15 protein-coding genes are annotated in these 14,765 nt (G+C 41.3%); 4 read left to right on the top strand and 11 right to left on the bottom strand.

From position 1 onward, the window contains the following. Nucleotides 1–249 precede the first annotated feature (249 nt). Genes MKY99_RS11520 through MKY99_RS11505 form a run of 4 tightly spaced genes read right to left on the bottom strand, consistent with a single transcriptional unit; the run spans nt 250 to nt 4,275 of the window. Entirely contained in the window at nt 250–1,257 is a 1,008-nt protein-coding gene (locus tag MKY99_RS11520; protein WP_339270573.1) for an iron ABC transporter permease, read from the bottom strand. Beyond that, complete coding sequence (locus MKY99_RS11515) at nt 1,254–2,303, bottom strand: iron ABC transporter permease (RefSeq protein WP_339270571.1); 1,050 nt, start codon at nt 2,301–2,303, stop codon at nt 1,254–1,256. Before MKY99_RS11515 ends, MKY99_RS11520 begins: the two co-directional genes overlap by 4 nt. Next, nucleotides 2,290–2,646 (bottom strand): hypothetical protein, encoded by a 357-nt coding sequence (locus tag MKY99_RS11510; protein WP_339270569.1) that lies wholly within the window; start codon nt 2,644–2,646, stop codon nt 2,290–2,292. Before MKY99_RS11510 ends, MKY99_RS11515 begins: the two co-directional genes overlap by 14 nt. 51 nt (nt 2,647–2,697) lie before the next feature. Next, entirely contained in the window at nt 2,698–4,275 is a 1,578-nt protein-coding gene (locus MKY99_RS11505; RefSeq protein WP_339270567.1) for a helix-turn-helix domain-containing protein, read from the bottom strand. Nucleotides 4,276–4,788: 513 nt separating this feature from the next. Between MKY99_RS11505 and MKY99_RS11500 the strand changes: the two genes are divergently transcribed. Next, entirely contained in the window at nt 4,789–4,929 is a 141-nt protein-coding gene (locus MKY99_RS11500) for a hypothetical protein (RefSeq protein ID WP_156113100.1), read from the top strand. A gap of 93 nt (nt 4,930–5,022) precedes the next feature. Here MKY99_RS11500 and MKY99_RS11495 read toward each other — a convergent pair whose 3' ends face one another. From MKY99_RS11495 to MKY99_RS11485, 3 genes are all read right to left on the bottom strand, one after another. Next, on the bottom strand, nt 5,023–5,262 hold the full coding sequence (locus MKY99_RS11495; protein WP_076282962.1) for a hypothetical protein: 240 nt from the start codon (nt 5,260–5,262) through the stop codon (nt 5,023–5,025). Between the two features lie 1,061 nt (nt 5,263–6,323). After that, nucleotides 6,324–6,599: a hypothetical protein gene (locus tag MKY99_RS11490; RefSeq protein ID WP_143763994.1), complete on the bottom strand. Its 276-nt coding sequence runs from the start codon at nt 6,597–6,599 to the stop codon at nt 6,324–6,326. 49 nt (nt 6,600–6,648) lie between these two features. Next, nucleotides 6,649–7,107 carry an NUDIX domain-containing protein gene (locus tag MKY99_RS11485; RefSeq protein ID WP_052404253.1) on the bottom strand — a complete coding sequence of 153 codons (459 nt, stop codon included), beginning with the start codon at nt 7,105–7,107 and terminating at the stop codon, nt 6,649–6,651. A gap of 621 nt (nt 7,108–7,728) precedes the next feature. On the opposite strand from MKY99_RS11485, the gene MKY99_RS11480 reads away from it, so the two are divergent. Next, complete coding sequence (locus MKY99_RS11480; protein WP_339270565.1) at nt 7,729–8,406, top strand: DUF1796 family putative cysteine peptidase; 678 nt, start codon at nt 7,729–7,731, stop codon at nt 8,404–8,406. A gap of 37 nt (nt 8,407–8,443) precedes the next feature. On the opposite strand, the gene MKY99_RS11475 is transcribed toward MKY99_RS11480, so the two are convergent. Then, nucleotides 8,444–8,758 carry a hypothetical protein gene (locus MKY99_RS11475; protein WP_339270563.1) on the bottom strand — a complete coding sequence of 105 codons (315 nt, stop codon included), beginning with the start codon at nt 8,756–8,758 and terminating at the stop codon, nt 8,444–8,446. Nucleotides 8,759–9,026: 268 nt separating this feature from the next. Continuing rightward, nucleotides 9,027–9,923 (bottom strand): SDR family oxidoreductase, encoded by an 897-nt coding sequence (locus tag MKY99_RS11470; protein ID WP_076282970.1) that lies wholly within the window; start codon nt 9,921–9,923, stop codon nt 9,027–9,029. Between the two features lie 551 nt (nt 9,924–10,474). On the opposite strand from MKY99_RS11470, the gene MKY99_RS11465 reads away from it, so the two are divergent. Next, nucleotides 10,475–10,666 carry a DUF6199 family natural product biosynthesis protein gene (locus MKY99_RS11465; protein ID WP_042187270.1) on the top strand — a complete coding sequence of 64 codons (192 nt, stop codon included), beginning with the start codon at nt 10,475–10,477 and terminating at the stop codon, nt 10,664–10,666. Nucleotide 10,667: 1 nt separating this feature from the next. Here MKY99_RS11465 and MKY99_RS11460 read toward each other — a convergent pair whose 3' ends face one another. Beyond that, nucleotides 10,668–12,263, bottom strand: coding sequence for a helix-turn-helix domain-containing protein (locus tag MKY99_RS11460; protein ID WP_339270560.1), 1,596 nt, complete (start codon nt 12,261–12,263; stop codon nt 10,668–10,670). A 115-nt stretch (nt 12,264–12,378) separates the two neighbouring features. Next, entirely contained in the window at nt 12,379–13,398 is a 1,020-nt protein-coding gene (locus MKY99_RS11455; protein WP_339270558.1) for an ABC transporter substrate-binding protein, read from the bottom strand. A 232-nt stretch (nt 13,399–13,630) separates the two neighbouring features. Here MKY99_RS11455 and MKY99_RS11450 point away from each other — a divergent pair, with 232 nt between their 5' ends. Next, nucleotides 13,631–14,686, top strand: coding sequence for a LacI family DNA-binding transcriptional regulator (locus MKY99_RS11450; protein ID WP_339270556.1), 1,056 nt, complete (start codon nt 13,631–13,633; stop codon nt 14,684–14,686). The last annotated feature ends 79 nt before the right edge of the window (nt 14,687–14,765 follow it).

Here is a 14,765-nt window from a genome sequence, read left to right as displayed (position 1 = left end):
TTGTTCCCAAACGTTTTCCCTGCGAGTGAGTTTGTATCAAAAGTGACGATATACCTGGTCAATGTACTTGTAAGGCGTAAGCTTGAACCATTGATAACTTCTATGCACTTGGTGAACCTCCAGAACCGTTGTTCTGCCGAAGCCATACACCATGTTTTTTACCTGAGATATTGGAGTTCGCAAAAAGGATACCGTAAACTTTTAAAATCAATTCCGCAATCAATATCCAGATGGAGTAATAATCGATATTTATTTTGAACGCATCAATAAATATAGGAAGTAAGGCACACTCAGCATTGTTACAATAATTCCTGCGGGAATATCCGACTTAAAGCTGACCGTTCGAGCAATCGTATCCGCTACAAGCAGTAATAGCGCACCAATAAGTGCTGAAGTTGGTAGAAGTACTTTGTAGTCGTGACCTACCAACTTGCGCGCCACATGTGGACTAATCAATCCTATAAAGAAGATCGAGCCCCCGAGCGCTACACAGCCAGAAGTAATGCATACAGCCGCAATCGCCAGACGCAAAAATTTCTTCTTTACAGCGACTCCTAATCCTATCGAAATTTCGTTACCTAGCACTAAGACGTTCAATGTCCTGAAATTGGAAAGAATATATGCAAATAGCAGCAATACCCAAGGTGCCAGCAAGCTGATATAAGACCACTTGTCACCCCATAAATATCCTGCTTGCCAACGCTGCGCAAACTCATACTTCTGGTCATCAAGCTTTAAAGTTAGGAATAACGACAGCGCACTAAACCCCATATTGATCGCAACACCAGTCAAGACAAGTCGTGTAGAAGAAATCATACGACGTTTTCTATAGGCTAGAATATAGATCAGAGCTGCTGCCAGCAGACCACCTAAGAATGCCATAGACGGCAGTAATAATGTTATAGCGGCGCCTTGAATGCTTACCGTTGAGATAATCAGCAACACCATAAGACCTGAACCTGAGCTAATACCAAGCATGCCGGGATCAGCAAGATCATTGCGCAGCAACGCCTGCATAACTGCACCTGCCAGTGCCATCCCAAATCCAACAAGTATCGCTAATACGATCCGAGGAAGACGAAACTTATAAACAACGAGATTATGTTCCTCCGGACCTTGTCCAAGCAATACTTGAGATACTTCAAGTGGATTGAGGGACACCTTTCCCATATTAAGACTAAGAATAGCTCCTGCAATAAGCAGTATTATGAGAGATAGAATCCATATTGCAGCCTTATGCGATTTAACAACATTCATTTGAAGGCTCTCCTCTCTTTGCTCGCAATTAGCAAGAAGAAAGGAACACCAATCATTGCAAAAATAATGCCCAGTGCTGTCTCCGCCGGACGATTAATCAGCCTTCCTGCGATATCCGCTACTACCATAAGTGCGCCGCCGTAAATGGCTGATGCCGGAATAATATAACGATAATCTACACCTACAAAAAAACGCATAATATGCGGTATAATCAACCCTACAAAGCCGATTGGCCCTACAAGTGCAACAGCTACACCCGCTAGTAAAAGGACCGCAAGCGTAGCTATCATCTTAACGAGAACGATCCGTTGCCCGAAGCCTTTCGCGATCTCTTCCCCCAAGTTTAAAACGGTGATAGAGCGTGCAATGAATAGTGACAAAGCCAGTCCACCTAAGAACCAAGGTATAACTAGCCTAATTTCCACCCATGTTGCTCCAGCCACACTTCCCGAAGTCCAATAAGCAAGGGCACGACCAATTCCATAGTTTAATGAGATAAATGACCCCACAGCTCCAAAAAGCATTGTAATTGATATTCCAGCTAGCACCAGTCGTTGAGGTGTCATTCCTGAACGATTCCATGAAGCGGCAAGATACGTTAATCCTGCTCCAAGTCCTGCGCCAATAAAGCTAACCAGCAAGGTTGTTGTCTGCAGTTGCCCTGGAAGAAAAACCAGTGTAACGGCCATTGCAAGAGCTGCTCCTGCATTTACTCCCATTAATCCGGAATCTGCTAAGGGATTTCGCGTATAACCTTGCATAACCGCTCCTGCTACCGCGAGACACATCCCCGCAATAATATCAGCTGCTGTACGCGGAATTCGAAGGGCATGAATAATCTGATGCTCGGTCAGTTCTGGATCAAAATTAAAAATCGCTGTCCATGCCATCTTCAGGCTCATGGAAGCAGAGCCAAAAGAGATAGAAGCCGCTACTGAAAGCAGCAGCAGCAATATCCCTAGGAGTAAAAACAGACCGAAATACGATTTCCCTCTTAAATTAGGGATAACAGCTGTTCTATCATCTAGCTTTCTATTTTTTTTCATACGCTGACACTAGCTTCTCAACTACAAAATCTAGCTGCTTATCTAGAGAGTAGATATCGGAATAATATGAAAAATCAAACCCAATTTCGATCAATCTACCTTTTTTGATTGCTGGAATGCTGTTCCAAATAGGGTTGTCCGACAAATCATCAGCCCCATCCCATACAGAGCGGAACACGAAGTCTCCTATATACTCAGGTAACACTTCTAAGGAAACAAACCCTCCAGTAGCCTTCTCCCTGCCATCAATCTTCTTCTGAAGAATCTCTGGTGCCTTTAGTCCTAAATATTCATAAATGATCTGAGATCCTCTTCCGTAAAGCTTGCTATCGATCACCGCCATCTCTTTTTTGCCGCCCTCGATAATGGTTACCGTCTTATCTAAAATTCCAAGTTAACCAAGCTTCTGCTTACTTTTCTCCAACTTCTCATGGAAATTATCTAATAAAGCTTGTGCCTCCTGCTCCTTGCCAAATACCTCGCCAATCTTCATTATACGTTCGTCCGTCGCCATTTTTTCATAAGGAATTGGAATGGTTGGTGCAATATCCTTAAGGATTTCGTAAGTTTCTTCAGAAGCAGCTATGATCAAGTCCGGCTTTACTGCCATAATAGCTTCTGGATTAGGCTCATACCATGAACCAAGATCTTCAATACCTCCCAGCTCTTCTGCAAAGGCCGCTCCTTCAAAGACACTCGAAGTACCTACTGGCTTAATGCCGAGGGCAACAAGATCCCCTTGAAGGTATAACACGACAACCCTCTCTGGATTAGCTGGAACGACAATATCTCCCTTTACCGTAGAGATAGTTCTTGTCTGAGCTTCTTTATTGTTATTGTCAGTTGCAATTGAATTATTGGCTGATGATGATGTAACTTCAGAAGCTTTGGATCCCTTAGAATTCGTGGCAGTAGAACCAACGTTTGCAGATCCGCATGCACTTAAAAGCAAAGTAAAGCTAAGCAGCATCGCTACAATAAAACTTGATGTCTTTGTTATTCGCATAGGTGAAGACCCTCCGGTTATTTTATTATGATAACTATAGTGATAATGATTATCATATTCAACAACATTATATCGGGAGGATATGTTCTCGCCAATGGAGAATCTGGCGGTGGTAAATGGACGATTCTCCGATGAGCTCACCTGCCTGCTTTCCTTGCGGAATCGGATGGGAGATTGACCATTATATTTACTAAACATACGACTGAAGTAATATACATCGCTATATCCAACTTCTTCTGCAATATCGCGAAGTGGAGCATCGGTACATCGTAATAGCTCTTCTGCATGTTCAAGCCGGTATCGTATCAAATATTCGATCAAGCTGAACCCCGTCTCCCCTTTAAAACGCGTTGATAAATGACGAGGGCTATAATTAAATTGCTCCGCTATTGATTCTAGTGATAAATTGTGACGATAATGCACCTCAATATAACGGACAACCTGCCCAATGACATCCGGTTGCCTCAGGTTAATTCCATCCTTTGTAAACTGCTTTAATAATTCATGTATAAACTGATAGAACAAGCCTTTAACTTGAATTCTTTCCAATAAACTTCCTTGTGCCCAGAGTTGTTCCATTGCCATTAGTTGATAGTGCAGTGGCAATGGCTCTAAAGACTCGAAGCCATACTGCATCCGAAATGGATTGCTTCGTTCCAAAAGTCTTGCTAAATCCTTTCTTCCTGGTAAGGAGGCTCTATAGAATAATAAATAGTATTCAAAAATCTTCCCTGCCTCTATGCTTAGTCTCATACCCTTGCCACCATGCACGATAAAATGACGGTCTGCGTCGTAATCTATACCGTTAAGATTCAAGCTGGCCGCACCCCGCACACAGTAGATAAATCCACATGCAGGTAATATATAGCCTTGCAGCTTGTCCCCAGGCTCCATCACAGCATGTCGAATATCCAGCACTTTAACGGCTGCATAATTCCATGCGGCAACATGATCTTCCAACTTCATCTTGCATTTCACTCCGATCCGTTACACAATCTATTTAAGTTAATTACATCTTAAACAATGATAATGATTATCAATTAGTATTAGGCAGCTCTTCTATTTTGTCAATCGCTGTTTATTATCGTGCTTGCTGATAGCTTCGCATAAACTTCGAAAAGTCAAAAATAACATCGCCATGAATCTATAAACAACCACGAAAACCACTGGTCTAAGGTGTCCCCAACCTTTCCAATAACCTTCTTTGATGACATCAAATTCGCACAGCGTTGATTTCCATTCTTCTGGAACCGTTTATCTCTCCTTATGGGGTCTCATCCCTATGATTCCTTATCTAAACGTTACTTGAACTAAACAGGAACAATCTCTCAACATTGCATCTCCTATAATTTAGCATTAATATAAAATAATGAGACTTACTGAAAATCGTTAATGAGTATCGTTTTGAGGATTATTGCATTTTCGCAAACTCACTAAGGAGTAGGAGTGTTTTTTATATGTTATAGGGGAAAACGAATATTGGGACCAATGACTGAAGCTGATGCTCTACGTGAATGGTTTACTCTTTCCGGTACAGTGAAGGACATTTATATTATTGAGGTTGATGAGAACAATAAAGTAAGGCGCCAGATTGGACCCACAAAGAAGAAAAAAAAATAAGCATAGCCTGCAGCAACCTACTATAACTTGATTGAAAAAGAGATAAAACGTAAAAAAGCCCCACCGACCTTTATTGGTTGATGGGGTGTTTTATTAAAATGGAAATTTAGTAAGCGAGAATATTAAGAGTACCATCCCAACAATCGAAGACAGAGCAGCCATTTTATCTTTAGTTTTAAAATAGGTAGCTCCTCCATTAAAAATCAGAGCTCCACACATCCCCATCATTGTCCAAGACATGATCACTTGATCCTGACCGCGGAAAAATAGTATTGCCAGAATGATTGTTGCTGCACTAAATAAAATACCGAACAGCCTTAGTGCTTTCAGCAAAAAATCCCCTCCCGAAATATAATGGGCTAATGAATTTGCAGCTTACTCGATATTACAAGAAAAAATGTAGCCAATGGGCCACAAAGCAATGAAATTAAAAACCAGTTTAATCCACTCCTATTTTTACCTTGTGCTAACCCAGCATTTATTAATGCCAATGTACCCCATCCAACAAAATACCCGTTATCCATCACGCACACGACCTTTCAACATCATTTTATAGGAATACGAATATCCAATATAATGGTTTCATCATAAGCAAATGTTGCAGGGATTTGTTATACATGCTGAGATTTCAACAACTACTTTATTCTTGTGGCGATAAGCTGGATCGTTTCATCAGAGTCTTTTACAAGACATTTCAAAGTAATGCCCAGGACAAGTGAAAATAAAGAGATCATAAAACAAATGACTGTAATCATTGCTCCTCTTAAGTCATTTGTGAAATTATAACGCAAGATTTCTGAGAAGCTGCTAGTAGAAAAGAAAATTATAGTCAAAATAAAAAACAATCCAAAAACACAAAATAGAATGTTTGATATTTTATTAACTCTTTCAAAATAGCTCATGTATTCAACTCCTCTGATCAAGATAATAATCCACCAAGACATAAATGGAACCGGCAATACCAAAAAGGATAATGGCTATACTACTATTCAAATGATATTCCTGTATAAAGCGTTCATCGTATGCCTTGTAAAAGAAAACATATCCCCCGATACCACTCAGAAGCAATATCATTATGCGGCTAATCAAAGGATTTGCAATCATTCGAACAACCCAAGAGAAAGGAAAAATTATAATTGGGTAAAGAACGGCTGAAAAAAGAAATGCTAAGAAAATAAAAACAAATCCTATATTTTGAAACCCGTAATATTCAGTCGTACTGATCTTATTTCCTTCCAAGAGCTCTAATCCAAAAGAGGCCAACGTGAACAGAATCGTCGAAACAAACCATAACATGATATGCTTAACTACACGCAAAGTAATCCCACCAATTTTATGCTTTATATATCAGCCATTTTATTCATAAGTTCTATTGTTAAATCTGCTTCCAATAATCATTTAGCACTTGGTTCTATTGAAGTTAAAAAAGGTTTTTGCCCTATTCTACTATTATAGGAAACAAAGTACTCCTCATTTATATTAATCAACTTAAATATTCCTTTTGGGATTGTGACTGTAGTTTGATCACCGCTCATATTTTGTACTACTATTTCTCTTTTATCTACTGACACTACATTAACAACAGCAGATGTACTTGCCATCAAAAGGTACCATATTATAAATAAAAAAATGATCAAAGGAAGAAATGAGAAGATTTTACGATTATTCATATCTATCACCTCAGAGTAAGGATCATCTAATGGGCATGGTAGTTACCTCCTATCCATTGCCGAACAATTCTTGTATGTATTTTTCCGACATATATTCTCTAAATTCTTTATCTAATAAGTATATTTCATCTTGTTTTATCCACTGGTAGTTAAAAACAGTTCCACAGTCCTCTCCTTCACCCTCTCCAGTGAATCTCCACTTTTCAGGTAATCTTGTTTCTGGAATCAGAAGGTAGTCATGTCTTTCAACATTTGCATCTATATAATCCTTATAATAATATTGTGTTCCTATTTTCTTTACTAATTTAAATTGTTTAAGTCCACTTTCTTCTTGAATTTCCCTGAATAAGGCTTCTTCTTCTGTTTCCCCGGCATCGACATTACCACCTACTAATCTAAAGGGTACTTCTGGTACATTAAGATAAACTAATAAGGTCTTTTCTCCAACTTCATTGTCTTGCAAAATAAATCCGTATACCTTCTTTCTAATCGGTTTCCCTATTTTCATCGTGTCCCCCTTATTTAGCTTTTTATAAACGAAAATAAAAAAGTATTTGATCATTGATCAAATACTTGCTCAGTCGTACGGTGTTATGAATATATGCTCCCTTGTGGTCATCTACGTTTACGCCATTCGAACATACCATAAATTTACTTTATTGTATTCTGAAAACCTAAATTAAACAAGAGTAACTCTTTAATTCTCACCGCTGATCAAAAAAGCACTCCGCTTCTGTTTAGCACATTACAATCTATTGTGCATTTTATATAGAGAAGCTTAATAGAAAGGGGTGGATCAGACTGGCAACTCGTCAACCTGATTTGGTATTGATCACTTGGAGCAGAAATCCTTTGGTTCGTGGCTCTGCACGTAGGATTATTTCTGTCCGCATCATTGGAAATGCTGAGCCTTGTCGACCTAGCTTAAGACCCAACGGGCTACTTGACACCGCCTTAGCTTGTTTATTAGATAATGACATTGGTTTTAAAGTTGTGTTTCGTAAAAAAACTTCAAGGATTAGCGGCTATTTGCTGTTACAACGCCATTAATATTTTCAGAGGGCAGCTAAGTTGCTGCTCTTTTTTAACGTTGAATAGAACCTGAATCTTATCGAAATTAGGTGAGTCCATGAACTTACAAGATGTAAAGAAGAGCTATGATTTAATCGTAAGCTTAGGTATGTCTTGTGCTCCTGCTATAAATATGCAAAGAAATAACTTGAGAACATTCTCCATGCCTCTTGACTGGATGATTTCTTATTCATTAACTGATGTAAACAGACTTTATAAGAATAGATTTCAGAATTTCATGGAGTTAACAAATCTGAAAATGCTCGAAGAGACACATTTTTTTCTAGAGGATGGAGTGCCCGCTTATCCTAATGGAAACAAGAAAGCGTTAGTGAAATCGTATTTTATTCAGGATACCTTTTATAACATTATCTCGGTACATGATTTTCCTATCACCTTAGGTAAACATTGGTCTACGACCTATCCATCTTATAAAGCAAAGCTGGATTTACGAATTAAGAGATTTTGGGACAAATTACTAAGCAGTAAAAAAATTCTATTCATTAGATGGTTCGCCACATACGAACAGGCTGTAGAGCTACAAGCGACTTTGTCTGATATATTAAAGCCGAACGAATTCACTGTCCTTATCCTTTATCCCGTTCGTGAATTAACATCAGTACGAGAAATCCATTGGAATATTAATCATATTTGTGTGTTAGAATTTCCTGATGATATGAACGATTATGATAGCTGGGATTATATTTTGAAAGATATACAAGTAACGAGCGATTAATTTATCTCTTATTAAAAAATGACCCTTTCATGGGTCATTAATGTTGACGGCTTCGGTCAATCAAATGATTAATCATTTCTTGCGCAGCAAAAACATATGGATTCAGATATAACCTACTGATACCTACAAATATAGCAATAGGGTTACTGACTCCAAAATCGCTTTGGCTCCAAAGTGATTTTGGATTTGTAAGTTCAGGCTCTACAAGATCATACTTTTCCATCAGCCTTTCCTTTGTTCCACTATCCATTACAGCTCCGTTTTCTTTATCCGCGAAGACTGCTCCTGATGAAAAACACGCCATGATCAGAACAAAGGAAAAAATGAGTATTGCTAGTTTCTTTTTACGCATAATACAGCTCCTAATTCTTTCTATGGTCTACACTAAACTCTAAACCTTGTACCAACTCAAATATTTCTCGGGGAATCGCAGGAAATCTATGTATTCGACATTCTTGATCAGTTCTAGATCATATTCTATAAAAATAATGGGATAAAAAGTATTAAATTCTATAATACACCTTTCTCCATATAAAAACAAAAGCACCCCACAGCTATAATTAGTAGGGTACTTTTGAATAATTCTCCATATTTACAATACCAACATCCCAATAAATATTCTATGGGGTTGGAGTTCCGCCATTGGCATTTAGCGTTTCGCCACTAATATAGCTCGATTCCTGGCTAGCAAGAAATACATAAGCCGGAGCCATCTCTGCAGGCTGTCCCGGACGGCCTAGTGGTGTGCTCGCACCGAACTCCTTCAGCACTTCCTCTGGTTGCCCACCCACCACCTGAAGAGGTGTCCATACGGGACCTGGCGCCACTACATTGACTCGAATCCCCTTACCAGCGACTTGCTGAGCGAGAGATTTACTGAATGTATTGATCGCAGCCTTGGTCGTCGCGTAGTCCAACAGGATGGGCGAAGGGTTATAGGCTTGAATGGAAGAAGTGTTGATGATGGCGCTACCCGGTTGCATATGTTTCACTGCCGCTTTACACAGCCAGAACATAGCATATACGTTCGTTTTAAAGGTATCGTCAAAATGCTTCGTAGTAAGATCAGCAATATCGGGGACGAATTGCTGTTTGCCCGCTACATTGGCTAAAATATCAATCCCACCCAGCTGCTTGACCGCAGTATCGACGAGCTGTTCACAGTACTCCTCGTCCTTAAGATCACCTGGGATGGCGATTGCGGTTCGTCCTGCTTCCTGCACCAGCTTGAGAACCTGCTTTGCATCTTCTTCTTCCTCCGGCATGTAGGATAAGACAACATCTGCGCCTTCACGAGCAAAAGCAATCGCAACAGCTCGGCCTATCCCGCTGTCTGCCCCTGTAACAATCGCTTTTCGTCCAGTCAGACGTCCGGTGCCTTGATAGGTATCTTCACCTGTATCAGGCACGGGATTCATCTTCTTCTGAAGCCCCGGCTCTTGTTGCTGCTGTTGAAATTCTGGTCCTGCCTTGGTGTACTGAGTGGTAGGATCTTGCATCGTATATTGGTTAGACATCGATCAATTCCTCCTTTATTTTTAAAAAACCATTTTTTATTTAACGAACTCTTTTTTATGTAAACACAACAGTACACCGCTAAACATACCTCATCGATAGCATAGTCCTGAATATTTCCACAAAAAATACCCCAACTACCTGTTAAGGTGGCTAGGGTATCTCATACTTTAAGTATCATTAATCATTTAATGGCCTTAAATTTCCTCTGACCTGTCTGGAACCGACTCATAACGAGTACGTATTTCACGATTTTTAGCGTAGATGTATAAATCTAAAGCCACTATTCCTCTACGTGCCAATTTTACTAGCAGGACGAAGAAGTAGATTCCCAAGCCAATTGATATCAACCAAATTAAAAAGAACAAAACACCTACTCCCCCTCCGAAAAAAAGACCTGTGTGTTCCATACGATTTATCCGCTCCTTAAGCAATTTTCATTTTTTATCAGTCTATATTGCGTAAGCTTAAATAAATATATGGAAACTCACACATGAATCGGGACACCCTCCATACAGTTTCGCGTATACATTACATAAAGGAGTGATAAATCATGGGCTTTTTTATTTTCCTCTTTGTTCTGTTAGCGCTACTTAACATCTTTTTCCCACGATTCGGATGGTACATGAGATACGGATGGATGGTCAAAGGTGACGTTGAGCCAAGTGAGGCTTATTTATTAATGACCCGCGTCAGCAGTATAGTGGCACTTATTGTCCTCTTTTTTATCTGGTCTAGTTTCTGACTTATCCTAACGCTCTTAATACATCCTCAATCTTACGCTGATGCGACAATACGCCGTAATTCATCCAGGCCATGAAATCCACCTCATATACGCTGCCGTTACGTACAGCAGGCAAGTTGCGCCAGAGTTGTGTATCCAGCAGTTCCCGTCCTCCCCCTTCAAGCTGATCAAAGGTAATAAACAAATGATCCGCAGTCAGATTGGCAAGCTCTTCTTTTGTCAGGTTCACCCGATTCTTTCCACGGGTCAACTTCCGAACCAAGCTATGGGGTTGCAAGCCCAAATCATGATGAAGCACGCTTCCTGTATACCCCAAATGCTCACATCCATAGAGAGTGATTCCGTAGACTGAGATTCTTAAACAAGCTATGGTCTGACTATAGACGGAACTGGTAAGCAGCTGCTTGGCTTGCTGTGCCTGATGCTCATAATTGTCGATCACTTCCTGGACACGTTCCGTTCTGCCAAAGACGGCTGCTGCGGAATACAATGTGGCACGCCAATCCTCTTGATGAACAGGCAGCTTGAACAACGGAGCGATCCGGCTGCACTCCTCCAGATGCCAACGATGAAAGCCATTATCCAGCAAGATCAATTCGGGCGTATACCGGGAGAGCTCCTGCCAATTACGAGTCGAAATATCTACCTCAGGCACATTGTGGAGAGCCAAGTACTCTTGTTTCCCCCACTCGGCGTGAGAATATTGCGCCACAGGCGTAATATCCAGAGCCAATAGATAATCTTCCAAAAAAGGAGCAAACACCCTCAACCCATCCTGATGGAAGCTTCTGTATTGGCCTGGAGTAACACCCACCGATCTTTTAAAACGCCGATTAAAATAATACTCATTACTATATCCGACGGATACCGCGATATCATGCATACGGTCATTCGTCAGCAGTAGCTGCTGCTGCGCTCTTTCGATACGAAGCCCGTTCAAATGCTCCAAGGGAACCCTCCCTGTCACCTCTTTAAATGTTTGTGTGTAACGCGCACGTGTAATACCTGCTACTTCAGCCAACTGATCGACGGTTACGGCTTGGTTATAATGCTCCTCCATGTAGTGAATGGAACGCTGTATTGCCTCATGATCACCCGTGACCTGAACGAAAGAGGAATTTGCACGCATGATTAGCAGCAGCAGCTCCTGAAAGCGCGTATGGCCTGCGAACCATTCGATCTCATCTGTGCTTCTACGGCTATTGTAGATAGCCTCTAGCAGTAATTTACATTGTGAAAAGGGTCTACAGCTTAACAAACCAGATCGAAGGATGTCCTCTTTAGTCCTTCCTTCTATTTCACTCTGCCTGTTTTCCCCGGTTTCGATGATTTCAAAAGTAAGCCGATAAAAGCTAAGCCCCCGCTCCTCGGCATTGATTTTGCTTAATAACCCTGGTTCGAACAAGAACCCAGTACCTTTTTCCAGTGGAAACTGCCTCAACTCAGCCTCAACATACCCCTGTCCTTCCGATACAATGAGTAGCGTATGATCCTGAAACACCTCACTCTGTCCGCTTCCTGACAGGGATTGGGTTTCTATATTTATCAAGCTATAGAATAGCTTCCTTCTTTTGCTGTCTTGCAAATCTTTTGCCATTCTCCCGCCCCCAATTGAGAACCATTTTCATTCACTTCAGTGTAAAACAAAAAAGAAGGTCTATCAAGGGTGCTGATAGACCTTCTTTTTGCTATTCCTTCAAGGCAGCTGCCATTTATTTCACCATAGCTTCCAGCAGGTCATCGAGCTTCATCGAATTGGCCGTGATGGCACCAGTCTGCCAATGGGAACGTTCCATTCTATAAACATTCCCGTTCTTCACTGCGGGTAGGCTCTTCCACAGCGGCCCATCAAGAATTTGGATCGCTTCCTGATTACCTTCAGTATCCCAGCCCCCGTTGTCAGGGAATACGATGATATGATCCGCTTCGAGCTGAGGAATAAGTTCTTCGGAAATAATAGATTGATATTCAGTCATTTCTGCAGCCATAGGCACGGGTGTCAGGCCAAATTGAGAATAAATCACACCGATAAAACGGTTTTTAACACCGAACAAAGCAAAGGTCTTATCCGCTACGTTGAGCCGGATCACTGCTACTTTTTCTTGCCCCAGAGCCTGTTGCAGTTTAGCTTTTCCATCTGCCACTTTCTGATCATACTCGGCGAGCACAGCCTCAGCCTTCTCCGGAATACCGAGCGCATCTGCAATCGCTGTAAGTACTTGTCTTGAGTCCTGCAGCGCCGCCTCAGGGAGACGATACGTTGGTGCTATCTTGGAATATTGTTCATACCTCGCCGCATCCGCACCTCCGTCCGCAATAATCAAGTCAGGATCTTTCTCCAACAACGCTTCCAAGCTTCCGGTGATATCAAATTCTGGCACATCGAGATTTAAGTAATCCTGTTTGCCCCAGCTTGGATGATACCACTGAACCACCGGGGTAATCCCCAATGCCTTCAAATAATCTTCAAGGTAAATCCCGGCCACCCGTTTAGGGTTGACTGGAATCTCAACATCTCCGAATTCCCCTGTAATCGTCCGAGTTGCAACCTCTTCCGAAGCATTTCCACTTCCTTCGCTCGGTGTGCTGCTAGCTGAGGTTGATTCCTCTGCATTCTCTGTTTTAGCTACATTATCTTTCGTAGTAGTGCTATTCGTTCCGCATGCTGCCAGCGCGGTCAATGCCATAATAAGTACTGCTGACCATAAAAACTTCCGACCCCATCTTACCATTATCCCTTCACTCCAATGCTATATTTTCATTGATTATCATTCTCAATAATCATTATCACAATAGTAGCATGACTTTTATATCTTTCAATGCACTTTCTCTGCAAAAATCTTATACAAACTATTAACTAGTTTCTTCCCTTCTTCACAAATTTCTTATTATTTACGATTGATTTATACAATGCTTTCGCTTACAATAAACTCATAAACGCGCGTTTATGAAAAGAGGGGAAACATGCGCAGCGAAGATATAGCTAAGTTGGCCGGGGTTTCCCGAAGTACGGTATCCCGCGTGATCAACAATTATTCCAACGTCCCTGAAGAGACCCGGGCCAAAGTGCTGCGGGTGATTGAGCAACATCAGTACGAACCGAACAGCTTTGCAAGGGCTTTAGCCGGTAAGAAGACCGATACGATCGGACTCTTCGCCATCAGTATGAACGAGAAGGAGAATACTACCCGAATTTATCAGAACAATTACTTTGCTCCATTCGTTGATGCCGTAGTCGACACCTCGAATGCCCGCGGATGTTATGTACTGATTCATACGGTTTACTCTCCCGACGATTTCATCAAGGTAAAGCAAGCTTTTCTTCAAAAACGGATTGACGGTGGTATCATTGTCGGCACTCAAAAGGATATTAATATCGTCCGAGAAATGGTAGGGCTCGACTCTCCTCTCGTATTAATTGATTATGATATTTCTGAGATTATGTCGGAGCATCTTGACCGCAATCATCTGGCCATTGTGAACTCCAAAGATTACGAGGGCACCACAGAAGCGATTGAATATTTGATCTCTCTGGGTCATCAAGAGATTGGCATCATCTGTGGGCAAATGAATACGTACTCTGGACGAGAGCGTTATACGGCTTATGAAGATACGCTGAAGAAACATGGCCTTCCTGCAAATGAGAGATTTATTCTGAAAGGTGATTTTCTGAAAGAGACTGCTTACGAAGAAGTTAAGAAGCTCCTTGCTTCTGGAGAACCTTTGCCAACAGCCTTCTTCTCCTCCAACGATGATATGGCTATATCAGCGATGGAAGCGTTCTCCGAACACGGAATCATTGTCCCTGAAGATCTCTCCATGGTTGGATTTGATGACATTCAGCTAGCATCCCGTATTCAGCCTAAGCTGACCTCTGTACGCTTGCCGATCTATGAAATGTCTAAGGCTGCAGTTGAAAAAGTAATCGAGCTGTGCGATTCACAGCAGCCGACGTTTAGCACGATCAGCTTTCCAGCTCGTTTAGTGGAGAGAGATTCCTGTCAACCGCCGAAGAAATAGCTTAAGATCAATCCTTCGCTGAAGAAATCTACATATTTTTCCGTGAAGCTGCTATTTGATTCGGTATCGAAACTACTGC

Source organism: Paenibacillus sp. FSL R5-0470, assembly GCF_037975205.1.
Lineage (GTDB): Bacteria > Bacillota > Bacilli > Paenibacillales > Paenibacillaceae > Paenibacillus_AQ.
The sequence above is the reverse complement of the archived record's forward strand: the minus strand, read 5'-3'. Positions and strand labels throughout refer to the sequence as shown.

Bases quoted from the DNA above. Each gene is read 5' to 3' on its own strand.
- MKY99_RS11520 (WP_339270573.1), bottom strand. From the start codon at position 1,257: ATGAATGTTGTTAAATCGCATAAGGCTGCAATATGGATTCTATCTCTC.
- MKY99_RS11515 (WP_339270571.1), bottom strand. From the start codon at position 2,303: ATGAAAAAAAATAGAAAGCTAGATGATAGAACAGCTGTTATCCCTAAT.
- MKY99_RS11510 (WP_339270569.1), bottom strand. From the start codon at position 2,646: ATGGCGGTGATCGATAGCAAGCTTTACGGAAGAGGATCTCAGATCATT.
- MKY99_RS11505 (WP_339270567.1), bottom strand. From the start codon at position 4,275: ATGAAGTTGGAAGATCATGTTGCCGCATGGAATTATGCAGCCGTTAAA.
- MKY99_RS11490 (WP_143763994.1), bottom strand. From the start codon at position 6,599: ATGAATAATCGTAAAATCTTCTCATTTCTTCCTTTGATCATTTTTTTA.
- MKY99_RS11485 (WP_052404253.1), bottom strand. From the start codon at position 7,107: ATGAAAATAGGGAAACCGATTAGAAAGAAGGTATACGGATTTATTTTG.
- MKY99_RS11480 (WP_339270565.1), top strand. From the start codon at position 7,729: ATGAACTTACAAGATGTAAAGAAGAGCTATGATTTAATCGTAAGCTTA.
- MKY99_RS11475 (WP_339270563.1), bottom strand. From the start codon at position 8,758: ATGCGTAAAAAGAAACTAGCAATACTCATTTTTTCCTTTGTTCTGATC.
- MKY99_RS11470 (WP_076282970.1), bottom strand. From the start codon at position 9,923: ATGTCTAACCAATATACGATGCAAGATCCTACCACTCAGTACACCAAG.
- MKY99_RS11465 (WP_042187270.1), top strand. From the start codon at position 10,475: ATGGGCTTTTTTATTTTCCTCTTTGTTCTGTTAGCGCTACTTAACATC.
- MKY99_RS11460 (WP_339270560.1), bottom strand. From the start codon at position 12,263: ATGGCAAAAGATTTGCAAGACAGCAAAAGAAGGAAGCTATTCTATAGC.
- MKY99_RS11455 (WP_339270558.1), bottom strand. From the start codon at position 13,398: ATGGTAAGATGGGGTCGGAAGTTTTTATGGTCAGCAGTACTTATTATG.
- MKY99_RS11450 (WP_339270556.1), top strand. From the start codon at position 13,631: ATGCGCAGCGAAGATATAGCTAAGTTGGCCGGGGTTTCCCGAAGTACG.